The organism is Microcoleus sp. bin48.metabat.b7b8b9.023, assembly GCF_013299185.1.
Lineage (GTDB): Bacteria > Cyanobacteriota > Cyanobacteriia > Cyanobacteriales > Microcoleaceae > Microcoleus.
Genome location: NZ_JAAFKG010000059.1, coordinates 32,154 through 48,358, shown reverse-complemented (window position 1 = coordinate 48,358; position 16,205 = coordinate 32,154). Strand labels below are relative to the sequence as shown.

The following is a 16,205-nucleotide window of genomic DNA, read 5'->3' as shown; positions in this document are numbered from 1 at the left end:
GAACAGATTTAATTGCTTCAATTAAATTCATGGTTAATTCATTTCAGAAGGGATAGTCTACCCGGACAGGGCAGACTTGATTACCTGTTCTATCATACATTCCCCCCTGACAATTAATCCACCCTGCTAAATCCCCCTTAAAAAGGGGGACTTTGAGCATTTCCTATCTACCCTTTAAGAAGAGAGACTTTGAGCATTTCTTGTCCCCCCCTTAAGAAGGGGGGCTAGGGGGGATCTGTGGTCTAAGGATCGAACCGTGTTTCTCACCCTACAATAACTCTACGCTTGCGGGTAATAGTCTTGAATTGCTTTCACTTCCATCGGATGCGATTTGAGCGATCGAATTCCCGATGCTGTCGCCTTAGCGCCGGCTATTGTGGTAATAATCGGGATTTTGTAAGTCAAAGCTGTGCGGCGGATAAAGATGCCGTCAGCGCGGGATTCTTCGCCGGAAGGTGTGGTAATAATTAGTTGGATTTTCTCATTCTTGATGGAATCCAACAAATTTGGCCGCCCTTCGTGCAGCTTCAATTCCAAATCTACCTCTAAACCTTGCTCTCGCAAAACTTTGCGCGTACCGTGGGTTGCGACTATTTTGAAACCCAATTCCAAGAATTCCTTGATTACTGGTACTACTGCTAGTTTATCGCGATCGCGCATCGAAACCAGCACAACTCCCGACTGCGGCATTACTTGGCCGGCGCCGAGTTGAGCTTTGGCGAAGGCTTTGCCGAAATCTGTGTCAATTCCCATGACTTCGCCAGTCGATCGCATTTCCGGCCCTAACAATGTATCAGTTCCTGGGAATTTAGCAAACGGTAGCACGGCTTCTTTCACGGAAACGTGAATTGGTACAATCTCTTTAGTAAAACCTAAAGCTTCCAGAGTTTTGCCAGACATGACTCGCGATGCCATTTTGGCTAGGGGAACTCCGATTGCTTTGGATACAAAAGGTACTGTACGAGAAGCGCGCGGGTTAGCTTCCAAAATGAAAACTTGTTCGCCTTGTACCGCAAATTGAATGTTCATCAACCCGATGACTTTCAAGGCTTTTGCTAGTTCCACTGTCTGGCGGCGGATTGTGACTAAGGCTGCGTCGGAAAGCGTTTGGTAAGGGATGGAACAAGCCGAGTCGCCGGAGTGGATGCCCGCTTCTTCGATGTGTTCCATAATACCACCGATGGTGACATTGCCAGTCGCATCGGCGATCGCATCTACATCAACCTCGATCGCATTTTCCAAGAATTTATCAATTAAAATCGGATGATCCGGTTCTACCAGCACCGCATAAGTCATGTAACGTTCCAATTCGGCATCGGAATAAACAATTTCCATTGCTCGTCCGCCTAACACGTAACTGGGGCGCACTACGACTGGATAACCGATACGTTGAGCGACAATCAAAGCATCTTGAAAACTACGGGCCAAACCGTTAGCAGCTTGCTGAATATCCAATTCCCGCAGAATCTTTTCAAATCTTTCCCTGTCTTCTGCCGCATCAATAGAATCCGGGGAAGTTCCCCAGATTTTTGTTTGTACGTCGGGGTGATTTTCGAGAGCTTTTTGCAAAGGAAGCGCCAATTTCAGCGGCGTTTGTCCGCCAAATTGAATGATTACTCCCTCGGGATTTTCCGCCTCGATGATGTTGAGAACATCTTCTTTTGTTAGCGGTTCAAAATAAAGGCGATCGCTCGTATCGTAATCTGTTGAAACCGTCTCCGGGTTCGAGTTGACCATAATTGTCTCAAACCCGTCTTCCCCGAGGGAATAGGAAGCGTGACAGCAACAATAATCAAACTCAATCCCCTGTCCGATCCGGTTTGGACCGCCACCTAAAATCATGACTTTGCGCTTGGTAGAAGGCAAAACTTCCGACTCCGGCGCCAGACTGTGGCCGACAGGCGAAATCTTCTTTTCTTCATCGCCCAATTCCCAAATTGCTGCTCCCGCTTCGTAGGTGGAATAGTAATATGGTGTAAAGGCTTCAAATTCAGCGGCACAGGTATCAACTGTTTTGTAAATCGGTACTACGCCCAATTGTTTGCGGTAGGCGCGGACTTCATCTTCCGATGTTTTGGTAGCGTAAGCAATTTGGCGATCGCTAAATCCCAACTGCTTTATTTCAAACATTGTGTCTTTTGTCAACTGTTTGAGCGCAGTTCGTTTCAAAAACTTCTCGGCTTCCAGCAATTCCTGCATTTTATCCAAAAACCAGGGGTCAATTGCTGTGAGTTCAAAGATGTCTTCCACGGACATTCCCATCATCATCGCGTGACGGACTGTAAAAATGCGATCGGGATTTGGCGTGCGTAAACCGGCGCGAATTTGTTCCAAACTCGGCAACTTTTCCGGTTTGTCGCACCCGAAACCTGCGCGGCCAGTTTCCAATCCCCGCAGTGCTTTTTGGAAAGATTCGTTGAAGCTGCGCCCGATCGCCATTACCTCGCCTACTGACTTCATTTGCGTTGTCAGAGTCGGTTCGGAACCGGGGAACTTTTCAAAGGCAAATCGGGGAATCTTCGTCACCACGTAGTCAATTGTCGGTTCAAAAGACGCGGGAGTTTTCTTGGTAATATCGTTGGAAATTTCGTCTAGGGTGTAACCTACTGCTAATTTTGCCGCCATTTTGGCGATCGGGAAACCGGTTGCTTTCGAGGCCAAGGCGGAGGAACGAGAAACCCGGGGATTCATTTCAATTACAATAAAATCGCCGTTGACTGGATTCACTGCAAATTGAATGTTAGAACCGCCTGTTTCTACTCCAATTTCGCGGATAATTTTCACCGAAGCATCCCGCAGGCGCTGATATTCTTTGTCTGTCAGAGTTTGGGCTGGTGCGACGGTAATCGAATCGCCGGTGTGAATTCCCATCGGGTCGAGATTTTCGATCGAACAAATAATCACTACATTATCTGCCAAATCCCGCATCACTTCCAGTTCGTACTCTTTCCAACCGATCAAAGATTGTTCGATCAAAATTTGCGATACGGGACTGGCATCAACACCACCTTGGGCCATTTCTTCAAACTCTTCTTGATTGTAAGAAATGCCGCCTCCCGTGCCGCCCATTGTAAAAGCCGGACGGATAATTAACGGATAAGTACCAATTTGGTGACCGATTGCTTTGGCTTCGTCGAGATTGTTAGCAATTCCCGAAGGACAAACTGCCACACCAATTCGTGCCATCGCTTCCTTAAATAACAGCCTGTCTTCTGCCATTTCAATGGCTGGCAATTTAGCGCCAATTAACTCTACATCGTATTTTTCCAAAACACCATTTTTAGCAACGGCAACTGCTAAATTGAGTGCAGTTTGACCTCCCATAGTCGGTAAAATTGCTTGAGGTCTTTCTTTAGCGATGATTTGTTCGAGGATGGCCGGCGTTAGAGGTTCGATATAAATGCGATCGGCAGTTTCCGGATCGGTCATAATCGTTGCAGGGTTGGAATTCACCAGCACTACTTCATAACCTTCTTCTCGCAAAGCTTTGCAAGCTTGTGTCCCCGAATAGTCGAACTCGCACGCTTGGCCGATAACAATTGGGCCGGAACCAATCAGGAGAATCTTTTTTAAGTCTTGGCGGCGGGGCATAGGTTCGTAATTGGTAATTGGACAGGATTGATGATAAATTTGATATTTTGCATCATTCTTGGAAACAGGCTCTCTGAGCTGTTCCACCAAAAGCTTACTCAAAACAGTGCAAGTTTTGTTGTTAATTTGAAATTGTGCACCATTATCAGCATTTTGGAAGCGGAACCTCGGGACTCCGGCTGACAGACACCGCCAGCGAAGCAGAAATATTGATGGGGAAAGGGTGCAGTCGATCGCTAAATCCAGAGTATTTTAAGTGTTGCGGTCAAATCGTGCTGTAATATACACAATCTTTGGTCTGGCGCGCGATCGCGGTAGGGACATGGCACTACCGTCTCCTGAGTATGGAGGGAGAAAACGGCATAGTGCAGTGTCCTTACCCCAAAACATCGATCGCCCCCCAAGGATGTGACAATCTAAGTTAGCACCAATCTCTCCCCCTCTCCCTCTCCCCCCCCCCTCTCTTCCTCTCCCCCTCTCCCCCTCTCCCCCTCTCCCCCTCCCCTCTCCAACCTAATAAATGAGGGAATGTGCCGAGCATCAGGTAGAATATAAAATCGTTCTAAAAGCTTAAAATCAAAAATCTAAAATACACATATGCCCAGAACACCCAGCGAATATTCCGTGCACCTGCTGCTTGATGGCGGCCACCGCGAAGAAATCCGTTTTGCAACTCTGCCGGATTTTCAACAGTGGTATAAAACCCTGGTTCCCAAACAAGATTCGTCAGAATTTGTCAATGTTCCGATCAAAAATATTCAAGGAGAATACATGGTAGTTCGCCCTTCCAGTATTCTCGCAATTCGCGTAGAACCGCTGTTTAGTTCTAGTATCGAACGATACGATGAATGATCGACTAGGAAAGTTATCAATTGATTAGGGAAATTTAGAAATTGAGCAAGATTTTTCGCTATCAGCTATTGGCGATCGCCTGTTGTGTTTTGGCGATCGCATTTTCTGTTCCGGCGATCGCAATTCCGGCGCTGCAACAAATTAGTGTAAGTCAATTACCAGCGAGTGAATTGGAGTCGATCGCCTTTGACGCTCAAATCTGGGGCGAAAATGGCAAAGCTGGAGATAAACAATTGCTGTTAAAGTCGATCGACTACAGCCTCGGTTATCTTAACTCCCAGGCCGCTGCTAGTGCTTACAGTCGCTATCGGGTTTCAGGTATTACGCGCGATCGAGTTAGGCGATCGCTCGCTCGATTCCGCGAATTAGTTGTCAGTTCTACAACTCCAACACAACTCCAGGAATCTGTCAAGCGGGAGTTTATTTTTTATAAATCCACGGGCAAAGACAACAAAGGAACAGTAGCATTTACCGGTTATTTCGAGCCGACTTACCAAGCCTCTCGCACGCCTAATTCCGAATACCGTTATCCCCTGTACAAGGCACCACCAAACCTCGGTTCTTGGCGCAAACCTCACCCAACTAGATTGGAATTGGAAGGTGCGGATGCTTTGCAGGGAAGCAAAGGATTGCTGCGGGGATTGGAATTAGTCTGGTTGCGCGATCGCTTCCAAGCATTTCTCGTCCACGTCCAAGGTTCTGCGAAGTTGCAGTTAGCAGACGGTGGCGTGATGACAGTGGGTTTCGCGGGGAAAACCAGTCACAGTTATACAGGTGTCGGGCGAGAATTAGTTAAGGACGGCAAGTTTACTTTAGACCAGCTAACATTGCCGAAACTCAACGAATATTTTACCAATTTTCCGGCAGACATGGACAAGTATTTGCCGAAGAATCAAAGCTTTGTCTTCTTCCAGAATACTAACGGAGCACCTGCTACTGGCAGCATTGGAGTGCCAGTAACTGCCGAAAGGTCGATCGCCACCGACAAAGCTTTAATGCCACCGGGCGCGCTAGCATTAATTAGCACGAAACTGCCCTATCCCAATGCAGCGGGGAAACTCGAACAAAATGCCGTTAATCGGTTTGTTTTGGATCAAGATACGGGCGGTGCAATCAAAGGCGCGGGCAGAGTTGATGTATTTATGGGCACGGGGAACCTGGCGGGCGATCGGGCTGGTTATATCAACTCAACTGGAGAACTTTATTATCCGCTATTAAAGTAGCAACAAACCAGTTTTTCGGGTAAAAGGTACGTAGTTGCGCTTTAGCGCTCTTTCTTATATATGTAAAGAGCGCTAAAGCGCAACAACATACCTAAAGATTCATAGGATTTATACAGAATTCAAGTAAAAATAAAGCAGTATTTCTGGTATCAAACTAAAAAAGGTACGTAGTTGCGCTTCAGCGCTCTTTATTATATATATGTAAGAGTGCCCAAGCGCAACAACATACCTAACCCGACAAATGCTAAACAAAATTTGGCAATTCCTCAAACAACTAATCCAGCGCTTATTGGGAAACACACCCCCACCTGCGCCACCGCCACAGCCCCGCCCCACCCTAACAGACGCGGAATACGAGTCGAAATTCATGGAAATCCTGGAAGGGGTGAATGCCGGCTGGAGTCGAGGGGATGTCGCGGGATTCTTAATCGCAAAACGCCTGAAAGATGGTGAATTGGCGGCTTGGTTGCGACGGTTTGGAAGTCGATTGTTTGAGGAGTTTGAGGAGGAGGGCGAGCACGGGGGCATCGCCCCTACGGATGCGGTGGAATCGCTTCAGGAATTGGCGCGCAGGCTGGAATTGTTGGGTAGAATTCGCAGCGGTGAATTGTCGGAGGTGGCGGGGGATATTGGGCGGGAGATTTTGACGCGATTTCCGCTGCCGGTGGTTGAGGATGATGCTGGTGGGTATGGGAATGTGATTGAGGCGGTGTTTGTTGGGGATGGTTTGGGTGTTTCTGGGGATGCGAATCGCGGAGGTGGAGAGGATGAATAGGATTTATATAGCAGGCTAAGAATTTAATAGACTCAGAGCGATCGCCATGATATTCTTAGCAATTAAGCGCCGCATCCGTCGCTAATTTTCACACACTCAAATCAGACGAAAGAGGACTGAAGTCCTCACTACAAACTTAAATCGTAATGGCACAAGTAATCGGCATTGACTTAGGTGGCACCGCAATTAAACTCGGCAGATTCAGCGAAGACGGCATTTGTCACCAATCCTTAACAGTCCCAACGCCTCAACCCGCTACTCCAGAAGCCGTTTTAGCCGCCATCACCGATGCTATTTTACAACTTCAAACTCCCCCCCTTCTTAAGGGGGTTGAACTTCAAACTCCCCCCCTTCTTAAGGGGGGGCTGGGGGGGGATCGAATATGTGCGATCGGCATTGGCACACCAGGCCCAGCAGACGCAGCCGGCAGAATAGCCCGAGTCGCAATCAACCTCAAAAACTGGCAAAACGTCCCCCTAGCTGACTGGTTGGAAGCTAAAACCGGACTGCCGACAATCTTAGCAAATGACGCCAACTGTGCCGGATTGGGAGAAGCTTGGTTAGGCGCCGGAAAAAACTTTAAAAACCTAATTTTACTGACATTAGGAACAGGTGTAGGCGGTGCAGTTATCCTAGATGGCAAACTATTTACAGGTCATTTAGGTGCTGCCGCAGAATTAGGATTAATTTCGATAAATCCCGACGGCCCAGAGTGTAATAGTGGCAATCATGGTTCTTTAGAACAGTACATTTCCGTGCTAGCAATTCGCCGCGATACTGGTTTGGAACCCTTAGAATTAGCCAATTTAGCTAAGTCTGGAGATGCTAAAGCTTTAGAATTTTGGAGAAATTATGGTCGCTATCTCGGTATCGGTTTAGCAAGTATTATTTATATTTTAACACCAGAAGCTATTATTATTGGTGGCGGAATTAGTGCAGGTGCCGAGTTTTTCTTGCCAGCAGTTCGAGCTGAAATTGAGCGGCGCGTGCTGCCGAGTTCTCGCGAAGGTTTGCAGTTATTGGTTGCCCAATTGGGCAATCAAGCAGGCATGGTAGGCGCCGCAAAATTAGCTTGGCAAATCAGTTTGTAGTGCGTCCTGGCGTCCGCAGTTTCAGAGCGGACTGAAGTCCGCACTACAAACCATTTTTATTATGGTCATGGATAGCACATGATATCACTAACGACTAATGACTTCTTTATGGCAGAGAGTGCCCAGTTATATTTTTAATATATTCCTGAATTTTTAGATAAGTGTCCGAGTTGCTTTCGCGCATGATAATAATATTAGTACCGCTGTCAGGCAGGCAAAAGCTGATTAACCGACCGTTCTGTTCGCAACCAAAAGAGCTGATTCGACTCAGATCGATCGCAAATTCTTTGCGCTCGTAATTAATTTTAATCCAGGAACCTTTAGAATTGCGATCGATCGTTCTTTTGAGGTAATCGAGAATTTGCTTGTAAGCCTCATAATTCCCTTGGGGATTGAGGATAATCGGCAGACTGCTATTCGGCAGCCAAAAAGTAATACGCTTGTTATCCGGTTCGCTAGAAAAAGCACTAATAGTGTCAAGGTCAATTATGTATGTATTTTTCTCATAAGTAATTTTGCTCCAGTAAGCCACAACACAAAACCTCCTCAAACCTGCGTTTTCTGGTATTTTAGGATAGTTTGACAACTCATACAATTTTAGATTTGAGCTTTTAGACTTCGGCTAGGGCGATCGCCCTTACGATTTTAGACTGAGAATGACAGATGACTGTGATGGTTAGGATATTGCCTACAGTTGTATTGTTTTGTGAGATTGGTATCACCATTGAAATCCCAGCTAAAAAGTTAAGTAAAAAGATCCGCAATTTTTACCTTCTGCCTTCTCCCTTCTGGCTTCGGGTACTACCCCCCAACCCATGTAAGCTAGGGTCGGGAGGTAAGGTTTTTCAGTCGTTGAGAAGGCTCCCCGATATCATGTCTAGTAAGTGCAACCCGAATCAAATCCTATTGTTGGGTTGGGCGGGTTTTCTACAGAGATTGTCTGCCGGATTTGAATATTGTTTGCTCTGGCCCGCCCTACAGACATCCAATATATCAAAACTATCGATCGCACATGAGATGAGATCAGGCTCCTGCAAGTTTCCCTGCTACTAAGTCGCGAGCCTCTGCTTCTAAAACATCCTGCTTTCCCTGAGAGCTCGCTGCTTGGATAAACCCCTGAAACAAAGGGTGTGGGGCGCTAGGCCTAGATTGGAATTCGGGGTGAAATTGACTGGCGATGAAAAAGGGATGGTTGGGCAATTCGATCATTTCTACGAGTCGGCCGTCGGGAGATGTGCCGGATACTACATAGCCTGATTCTAAGAAAAGATTGCGGTAGGCATTGTTGAACTCGTATCGGTGGCGGTGCCGCTCGTAAATCACTTCTTTTTGATACAGTTTGAAAGCGAGGGTGTCCGGGTTTACGCGGCACGGATACAAACCCAGTCGCATCGTACCGCCCAAATCGATTACATCTTGCTGTTCTGGCAATAAATTAATTACTGGATTTGCTGTATCCGGGTTGAATTCAGCGCTGTTGGCATCCTCTAGCTGGGCGGTGTTGCGCGCCCATTCGATGACAGCACACTGCATCCCCAAACACAATCCCAAAAATGGTATTTTATGGTGTTTGGCATATTGAATCGCAGCTATTTTGCCGTCAACTCCCCGAATCCCAAAACCTCCGGGCACAACAATGCCGTTGATATTTTGGAGATAGTTTTCGATGTTTCCCGATTCTAAATCTTCTGAGTTGATCCAGTGCAAATTTAGGTCGCAGCCGATCGAGATTGCCGCGTGCCGCAAAGCTTCCACCACCGAAAGATAAGCATCATTCAACCGCACGTATTTGCCAACCAAAGCAATCTCAATCTTGTGGCTGGGGCTATACAGCCGTTTGACTAAGGTTTGCCACTGAGTCAAATCGGGTGGCCGCTGTTCGAGTTGCAGCAAATTGATGGTTTGTTCCGCCAAACCTTCCTGTTCCATCATCAGCGGTACTTCGTAGATACTTTTGGCATCTTGAGCTGTGATGACGCATTCTTCGGGTACGTTGCAGAATTCTGACAATTTTTGTTTGAGGCCCAGAGGTAAAGGTCGATCGCACCTACAGACTAAAATATCTGGTTGAATGCCGATCGACCGCAACTCCTTAACCGAGTGCTGAGTCGGTTTAGTCTTCATCTCCCCAGCCGACGGAATCCAAGGTATCAGCGTCACGTGCATATACACAACATTTTGCCGTCCGACAGCCTTGCGAAACTGGCGAATGGCTTCCAAAAACGGCAAAGATTCAATATCTCCCACGGTGCCGCCAATTTCCGTAATCACCACATCAGGATTAGTATTTTTTGCTACCCGAAAAATGCGCTCTTTAATCTCATTAGTGATGTGGGGAATCACCTGCACCGTGCTCCCTTGATACTCGCCGCGGCGTTCCTTATTAATCACGGCTTGATAAATGGAACCCGTGGTGACGCTGTTGAGGCGAGACATGGAAGTATCGGTAAAACGCTCGTAGTGCCCCAAATCCAGGTCAGTTTCCGCACCGTCTTCGGTGACGAATACTTCTCCGTGCTGAAACGGGCTGAGAGTACCGGGGTCAACGTTAATATAGGGGTCTAGCTTCAAAATCGAGACAGAGTAGTCCCGGGATTTCAATAAGCGACCTAGAGAAGAAGCGACAATTCCCTTGCCGATACTGGAAACCACGCCGCCGGTCACAAACACAAATTTGGTCATAAATTTTTGACTTTAGATCTTTCTAGTTAAGAAGGTAACACTCAAATCTAAGAGCTAAAATCCAAAATTGTCCAGCAGGGTTTGAGCATTTCCCAAATACGGGTGCGGATACGATGAGTCACACATTAGCTGAATCGGCTGGTTGGCATGGGTTTGAAGTGCGATCGCCAATTCACGGACTTTTAAATATTCCTCAGCTCGCTTTTAGAGGAGACAAAGGGCGAACCAGAAACCAACGCTTCTTTGGGAGCATCTGAGTTTTGTAAAAAGCATTTTTTTGTAGTGCGAGCTTAAGAGCTCGCGTATTGTAAAACACAGATGCTCCCGCTTCTTTTACCTCGATCGAGAATATGCCTGCAAGCGATCGGTCAAATCTGGCACACTAGCCAACTCAAAAATGGATTTCCCTAAATTTTCTAATTGTTCAGCGGATAACTGACTGATGCGAGTTTGGATCTCCGGCGACAGCGGGCCGACACGGCGCTCCAACAGCGACACAATTAATTGCAACTGTCCTCGTTTGATACCTTGTTCGATACCTTGTTCGATACCTTGTTCGATACCTTGTTTGATACCTTGTTCAATCCCGATTCGGGTAGCTTTTGTCATTGCACCGCGCTGGTCTTGAATGAAAATTTCTCGCCTTTCCAAATCTTCCAATTCATCGGGATCTAGATTTGCTTCATTGGCAATTTCAAAAGCTTTACGGAGTTCCGGCACATTCCCCAACTCTTCTGGTACCGACCTTAACGTCCGAGCGGTTTTCATGAAATATATCCACTTGTCAGTCAAAGTCTCTAATTCTTCTAAAGTTTTGTCAAATTTGGGCAATTCAACAAAAACAAATTCTAATTGATCCGCCAAGTAATCCATTTTATTGTTTTTCTCTTTGATGCAAAACCGGGAAATTACCGTTTCCAGATGTTCAAACATTTCAAAATCGGTAATCGTCAAGGCAATTACGGGATTTAAAAGATCGTAATTTTCTCCGCTTTTTAGTTGTACTGAGTAAGCTTTGGTGGCATTATATAAAACCCGCTTGTCAAAGGATTCTACATTCAATACCTGCATTTCGATAATTACTGTCTTTGTACCACCAATTTTAGCTTTAACATCCAAGTAAGTATTTTTAACTCCTTTGATTTTGGGAGCTAAATAAGGGTCAAGAATTTCTAAGTCTTCGATAACAGGATTTGCTTCGTAGATAATCGCATTCAAGAAGCTAATCAAAATATCCTTGCTATTGGGAGAGCCGAAGATTTTTTTAAAGGCAAAGTCGGTTTTGGGATTAATGAAACTCATGGTGATTTAAATTTATTAGAGGCTGAACAGTTGAGTTGAAAATTATTTAAGCCATCTAACTATTATACAATATTTAGCATTTGGGTGGGTTAGCAGTCGATCGCCCGAAACAACCTCGATACCGATTCCAGTCCCAATCTGCGGCTGTCGAGTTGTAAAATCTTTAATCTACAATCTCAAATCCCGTTTAGTCATTTTTCGTAAACAGCTAACTCAGGAACGTTTCGCCAATGGTAAAGTCATGATAGATAGAGCACCTCAAGTCTGATAAAAAAACTGCTATGAAGTTTGTCTGCGTTCTATCCCGTCAACGGTTGCTTTCTGGTGGTATCGCATCGATCGCAGCGATCCTCTTCGAGGGCTTCGCTAATGAGTGCGGCGCTATTCTCGCTCCCCATGGGGCGCGGGCAAACACTCCTGGGCAAAATCATTCGTCTCTGTCGCCGCAAATCCTCGCTAGTAATGATGTTAGTTGTAAGGGCGCGCGATCGCCCGAAACTCGCTGCCCAGTCGGCGGTTTGTTCGTCAAAACTCAAAATACCGCTACAGAACAAGTCTTTACTCTCAAGCACACTGAAGTTAAAGCTAAAATTGCTGGCAATATCTCCCGCGTCGAAGTTATTCAAAAATTTGAAAATCCTTTTCCCGAATCTTTAGAAGCTGTTTATGTATTTCCCCTGCCCGATGAAGCGGCGGTGGACGATATGGAAATTAAAATCGGCGATCGCATTATTAAAGCTAATATCAAACGCCGCGATGAAGCTTTGGAAATTTACCAAAAAGCTAGAGAGCAAGGTAGGACTGCGGGTTTGTTGCAACAAGAACGCGATAATATTTTTACTCAGTCTCTGGCTAATATCAAACCGGGAGAAAAGATTGAAGTTACGATTCGCTACATCGAGAGTCTCAAATTTGCCGGTGGCGATTACGAATTTGTGTTTCCCACAGTGGTAGGCCCGCGCTATATTTCGCAAAATACGACCCCCCCCAACCCCCCCTTAGCAAGGGGGGGCGATAGTTCTGAGTCTCCAGGGGCCAGAGATGGCAACAACACTCTATCCCCCCCCTTAGCAAGGGGGGGGCAGGGGGGGGTTAATACCGACGCTAGTCGCATAAATCCGCCTCTCTTGCCTCCGGGTACGCGATCTGGTAGCGATATCGCTGTTTCGGTAGAAATCGATGCGGGAGTTGCGATCGGCGATGTCCGCTCTACTTCCCATCAAATTACAACACAACGCAGCGGCAATCTTGTGCGCGTCCAACTAGCGAATTATGACACAATTCCCAATAAAGATTTAATTCTCCGCTATCGAGTATCAGGCGAAAATACTCGCGCCACAGTCCTCAGCCAAGCCGACAAACGGGGCGGTCATTTTGCGACTTATTTGATTCCGGCATTAAACTACAAAACTAATGAAATTGTACCGAAAGATGTCGTGTTTTTGATGGATACTTCCGGTTCTCAACAGGGCGAACCGCTGGCAAAATCTAAGGAGTTGATGCGCCGCTTCATTCAAGGACTCAATCCCAAGGATACTTTTACGATTATTGATTTTGCCAACACTGCACAAGCACTTTCAACAACTCCTTTAGCAAATACGCCCCAAAATCGACAAAGCGCAATTAATTATATCGATAAGTTGCAGGCAAACGGCGGCACAGAACTGCTAAACGGCATTCAAGCTGTGATGGATTTTCCGGCTGCACCAATTGAAAGGCTGCGGAGTATTGTACTAATTACTGACGGTTATATTGGCAATGAAAAAGAAGTTTTGGCTCTTGTGCAGCGGAGTATAAAGCCTGGGAATCGACTTTACAGTTTTGGTGTTGGTAGTTCGGTGAATCGGTTTTTGCTCAACCGTTTGGCTCAAGTTGGTAGAGGCACGTCTCAAGTAATTCGTCAAGATGAACCTTCAGCGGAAGCTGCTGAAAAGTTTTTCAGTCAAATTAACAGTCCGGTATTGACTAATATTGAAATTAGTTGGGAAGGAATGGGCGAAAAACCGGAGATTTATCCGATCGCGCCCCCAGACTTATTTACCGCTGGGCCGCTGGTGTTGTTTGGCAAAAAGAGCGATCGAACTAACGGCCAACTTCGCATCCGCGGCACTCAAGCGGGCGGCAAAGCTTACGAGCAAATTTTACCTGTTAATTTTGCTCAATCCGGAGCGAGACAACGGGAGTCAACTTCAGGCACAGCAATTGTTACAGATTTTGGCAATCCGGCGGTAGCTCAACTTTGGGCGCGATCGCGCATTAAAGATTTAATGAATCAAATGTTTGGCGGCGAGACTCCTTCTTTGGTGGAATCTGTGACTAATACAGCTTTGGCTTATCGCTTGCTGTCGGAATACACGGCTTTTGTGGCTGTGAGCGAAGAAGTGCGAGTCGAACCTGATGGTGCTCGGCGCCGCGTGCAAGTGCCCGTGGAATTGCCGCAGGGTGTCAGCTATCAAGGTATTGTCCCAGCCCAGGAGCGGGAGCAAACCAGAGGTGGTGCTCGCAACTTTGGCGGGATTAACAGCCCGCTACCAATGAGTCCAGCTCCTGCGAGAATGGTGCCACCGCCACCACCACCACCGCCACCACCGCGCCAGCAGCAGATTGCTGCTCGCTTGCAAGTAGTCAGCGCTCCCGGATTGGATGCTGGGGCGATCGCATCTCTGAATAAATACCTGCGATCTGTTAATCTCCCAGCGGCGGTTAGCGGCGAGACGGTGTGGGATTTATCCGTACAAGACGGCCGTGTTGCGAAAGTGGCGCTCGACACTCAAACCTCCACGCTGCAAGGAACAGACGCCCTTGAGAGTCTCAAAGCAGCCTTAAACTCCTGGCAACCTCCCGCAGGATTTAAGGGCAACCTGAGGCTGAAATTACGGATTAATGCCGATCGTTAAGGAATGACTATCTATGTCACGAAACATTAACTTTTAATTCAAAAGTACCGAAATGGCGATCGCCACCGAGAGAACAATATAAAATCTTTATTAAGAGATCGCGTTTGAACAGAAAGTGATGCTAACAGAAGTTATACAGTTTGATGCCAACGCTAAAACAGTCTAATTTTTGTAACAGTATAATTTCTGAAACAACCCTAAGAGTAAAGATTTCTCGATCGAACTCCCCAATCAGAGAAGGTATCACGCCCTATGGAAGTTAGCGAACTGCTCAACAATTACGAAAAAGGACAAAGAGACTTTGCTGGAGCCGATCTGAGCGGGGCAAACCTCAGCGGAGCAATCTTAATCGGAGTCAACCTTTCGCGCGCTAATCTTTCAGGGGCGAACCTCAGCAGAGCGTTTCTCACCAAAGCAAGCCTCAAAGGCGCACAGATGCAAAGAACAAATCTCAGTTTTGCCAAAATGGGCGAAACCAAACTCTCAGGCGCAGATTTGACAAAAGCCAATCTGAGCGGAGCTTTTTTAGTCAAAGCAAAAATGCCCAGGGTAAAGTTAAGCGGCGCCACTTTAACCAGCGCCAACCTACGGAGTGCTGTGTTGTGGAATGCCAATTTGTGCAGCGCCGACTTGCAATTAGTTAACTTGCTGGGCGCGAACCTCACGGGAGCTAATTTTAAATGGGCAAACCTTTACGGTGCCAAGCTCAACAGTGCAAAACTTTTTGGTGCTCAATTAACTGGAGTCAGCCTGCGGCGAGCGCAGTTGACAGGGGTGAATCTCTGCGGTGCAGATTTGAGCGGAGTCAACGTCAGCGAAGCTAAATTGATGGGAGCTAATTTGGAAGGCTCGAATTTGGCGGGAGCGAATTTCAGCGCGGCTCAGTTGCGGGGAGTGAAGTTGGCGGGAGCAAACTTAACCGGCGCTAAGTTTAGGGGAAGTTGTTTGAAAGGGGCAAATCTGAATTGGGCAAAATTGTGTCAAGCAGATTTGATGGCGGCCGATTTGAGCGAGGCGACTTTAATAGGAGCTAATTTAGATAATGCTTTGTTGGCGGGAGCTATTTTGCCGGAATCTACTAGGCGCTACTTTTCTTTAGCTGGGGCGTGCAAAGTCAATTCTTGGGAAGTTACGGAAGTTAATTGTTAATTGTTGATTGTTGACTGTTGACTGTTGACTGTTGACTGTTGACTGTTGACTGCTGACTGTTGACTGTTGACTGAATAATTAATAACTATGACTGTTAATTTTGGGGTGGTGCTGGTAACTGCTGCATCGGAGGTGGAGGCGGAAAATATCGCTAAATCTCTAGTTGAACACAAGCTGGCTGCTTGTGTGAGTTTATTACCGATTCGCTCTATTTATAGTTGGCAAGGCGAGATTCATTCGGAATCGGAGTGGCAGTTGGTGATTAAACCAGATTTGGCTAAATTTGAGGCTTTAAAAACAAAAGTTCAGGAACTCCATTCCTACGAAGTTCCCGAAATTATTGCGATTCCCATTATCGCTGGCAGTGAGGATTATCTGAATTGGATCGGACAATCTTTAGGTTCGTAGTGAGGACTTTAGTCCTTCATTCTCCACGCATCAAGACGGACTGAAGTCCTTACTACAAACGAAAAAACAAAGGTTCGTAGTGAGGACTTTAGTCCTTCATTCTCCACGATCAAGACGGACTGAAGTCCTTACTACAAACGAAAAAACAAAGGTTCGTAGTGAGGACTTTAGTCCTTCATTCTCCACGATCAAGACGGACTGAAGTCCTTACTACAAACGAAAAAACAAAGGTTCG

The 16,205-nt window shown here is 46.5% G+C and carries 13 protein-coding genes; 9 read left to right on the top strand and 4 right to left on the bottom strand.

The genetic code is table 11. The features are described from left to right. Positions 1-279: 279 nt before the first annotated feature. Positions 280-3,591: a carbamoyl-phosphate synthase large subunit gene (carB, locus tag QZW82_RS26285; protein ID WP_293155215.1), complete on the bottom strand. Its 3,312-nt coding sequence runs from the start codon at positions 3,589-3,591 to the stop codon at positions 280-282. A gap of 134 nt (positions 3,592-3,725) precedes the next feature. Here carB and QZW82_RS26280 point away from each other — a divergent pair, with 134 nt between their 5' ends. The 5 genes from QZW82_RS26280 to QZW82_RS26260 all read left to right on the top strand — a co-directional run bounded on the left by QZW82_RS26280 (position 3,726) and on the right by QZW82_RS26260 (position 7,532). After that, positions 3,726-3,872: a hypothetical protein gene (locus QZW82_RS26280; RefSeq protein WP_293155209.1), complete on the top strand. Its 147-nt coding sequence runs from the start codon at positions 3,726-3,728 to the stop codon at positions 3,870-3,872. Positions 3,873-4,188: 316 nt separating this feature from the next. Next, entirely contained in the window at positions 4,189-4,443 is a 255-nt protein-coding gene (locus QZW82_RS26275) for a hypothetical protein (RefSeq protein WP_293155206.1), read from the top strand. A gap of 41 nt (positions 4,444-4,484) precedes the next feature. Further along, positions 4,485-5,666, top strand: coding sequence for an MltA domain-containing protein (locus QZW82_RS26270; RefSeq protein ID WP_293155204.1), 1,182 nt, complete (start codon positions 4,485-4,487; stop codon positions 5,664-5,666). Positions 5,667-5,907: 241 nt separating this feature from the next. Then, a complete protein-coding gene (locus tag QZW82_RS26265; protein WP_293155202.1) occupies positions 5,908-6,441 on the top strand; it encodes a hypothetical protein in 534 nt (177 codons plus the stop codon). A 146-nt stretch (positions 6,442-6,587) separates the two neighbouring features. Further along, a complete protein-coding gene (locus tag QZW82_RS26260) occupies positions 6,588-7,532 on the top strand; it encodes an ROK family protein (protein ID WP_293155199.1) in 945 nt (314 codons plus the stop codon). A 106-nt stretch (positions 7,533-7,638) separates the two neighbouring features. Here QZW82_RS26260 and QZW82_RS26255 read toward each other — a convergent pair whose 3' ends face one another. Next, on the bottom strand, positions 7,639-8,118 hold the full coding sequence (locus tag QZW82_RS26255) for a hypothetical protein (protein WP_293155196.1): 480 nt from the start codon (positions 8,116-8,118) through the stop codon (positions 7,639-7,641). Positions 8,119-8,555: 437 nt separating this feature from the next. Beyond that, positions 8,556-10,214, bottom strand: coding sequence for a CTP synthase (locus tag QZW82_RS26250; RefSeq protein WP_293155193.1), 1,659 nt, complete (start codon positions 10,212-10,214; stop codon positions 8,556-8,558). 113 nt (positions 10,215-10,327) lie between these two features. Between QZW82_RS26250 and QZW82_RS26245 the strand changes: the two genes are divergently transcribed. Further along, positions 10,328-10,471, top strand: a complete 144-nt coding sequence (locus QZW82_RS26245) for a hypothetical protein (RefSeq protein WP_293155190.1) — start codon at positions 10,328-10,330, stop codon at positions 10,469-10,471. A 76-nt stretch (positions 10,472-10,547) separates the two neighbouring features. Here the strand turns inward: QZW82_RS26245 and QZW82_RS26240 are convergent, their stop codons facing one another. Then, complete coding sequence (locus QZW82_RS26240) at positions 10,548-11,516, bottom strand: Rpn family recombination-promoting nuclease/putative transposase (RefSeq protein ID WP_293155187.1); 969 nt, start codon at positions 11,514-11,516, stop codon at positions 10,548-10,550. A gap of 281 nt (positions 11,517-11,797) precedes the next feature. Here QZW82_RS26240 and QZW82_RS26235 point away from each other — a divergent pair, with 281 nt between their 5' ends. From QZW82_RS26235 to cutA, 3 genes are all read left to right on the top strand, one after another. Continuing rightward, positions 11,798-14,413, top strand: coding sequence for a VIT domain-containing protein (locus QZW82_RS26235; protein WP_293155184.1), 2,616 nt, complete (start codon positions 11,798-11,800; stop codon positions 14,411-14,413). A gap of 252 nt (positions 14,414-14,665) precedes the next feature. Continuing rightward, the gene (locus tag QZW82_RS26230; protein WP_293155181.1) at positions 14,666-15,562 is read left to right on the top strand and encodes a pentapeptide repeat-containing protein; all 897 of its coding nucleotides are present in this window, start codon (positions 14,666-14,668) and stop codon (positions 15,560-15,562) included. A gap of 87 nt (positions 15,563-15,649) precedes the next feature. After that, positions 15,650-15,970, top strand: a complete 321-nt coding sequence (gene cutA / locus QZW82_RS26225; RefSeq protein WP_293155178.1) for a divalent-cation tolerance protein CutA — start codon at positions 15,650-15,652, stop codon at positions 15,968-15,970. Positions 15,971-16,205: the final 235 nt, after the last annotated feature.

Excerpts from the sequence above, each read along its gene's own strand:
- QZW82_RS26235 (WP_293155184.1), top strand. The coding sequence starts at position 11,798 with ATGAAGTTTGTCTGCGTTCTATCCCGTCAACGGTTGCTTTCTGGTGGT.
- cutA (WP_293155178.1), top strand. The coding sequence starts at position 15,650 with ATGACTGTTAATTTTGGGGTGGTGCTGGTAACTGCTGCATCGGAGGTG.
- QZW82_RS26275 (WP_293155206.1), top strand. The coding sequence starts at position 4,189 with ATGCCCAGAACACCCAGCGAATATTCCGTGCACCTGCTGCTTGATGGC.
- carB (WP_293155215.1), bottom strand. The coding sequence starts at position 3,591 with ATGCCCCGCCGCCAAGACTTAAAAAAGATTCTCCTGATTGGTTCCGGC.
- QZW82_RS26250 (WP_293155193.1), bottom strand. The coding sequence starts at position 10,214 with ATGACCAAATTTGTGTTTGTGACCGGCGGCGTGGTTTCCAGTATCGGC.
- QZW82_RS26260 (WP_293155199.1), top strand. The coding sequence starts at position 6,588 with ATGGCACAAGTAATCGGCATTGACTTAGGTGGCACCGCAATTAAACTC.
- QZW82_RS26240 (WP_293155187.1), bottom strand. The coding sequence starts at position 11,516 with ATGAGTTTCATTAATCCCAAAACCGACTTTGCCTTTAAAAAAATCTTC.
- QZW82_RS26230 (WP_293155181.1), top strand. The coding sequence starts at position 14,666 with ATGGAAGTTAGCGAACTGCTCAACAATTACGAAAAAGGACAAAGAGAC.
- QZW82_RS26245 (WP_293155190.1), top strand. The coding sequence starts at position 10,328 with ATGAGTCACACATTAGCTGAATCGGCTGGTTGGCATGGGTTTGAAGTG.
- QZW82_RS26265 (WP_293155202.1), top strand. The coding sequence starts at position 5,908 with ATGCTAAACAAAATTTGGCAATTCCTCAAACAACTAATCCAGCGCTTA.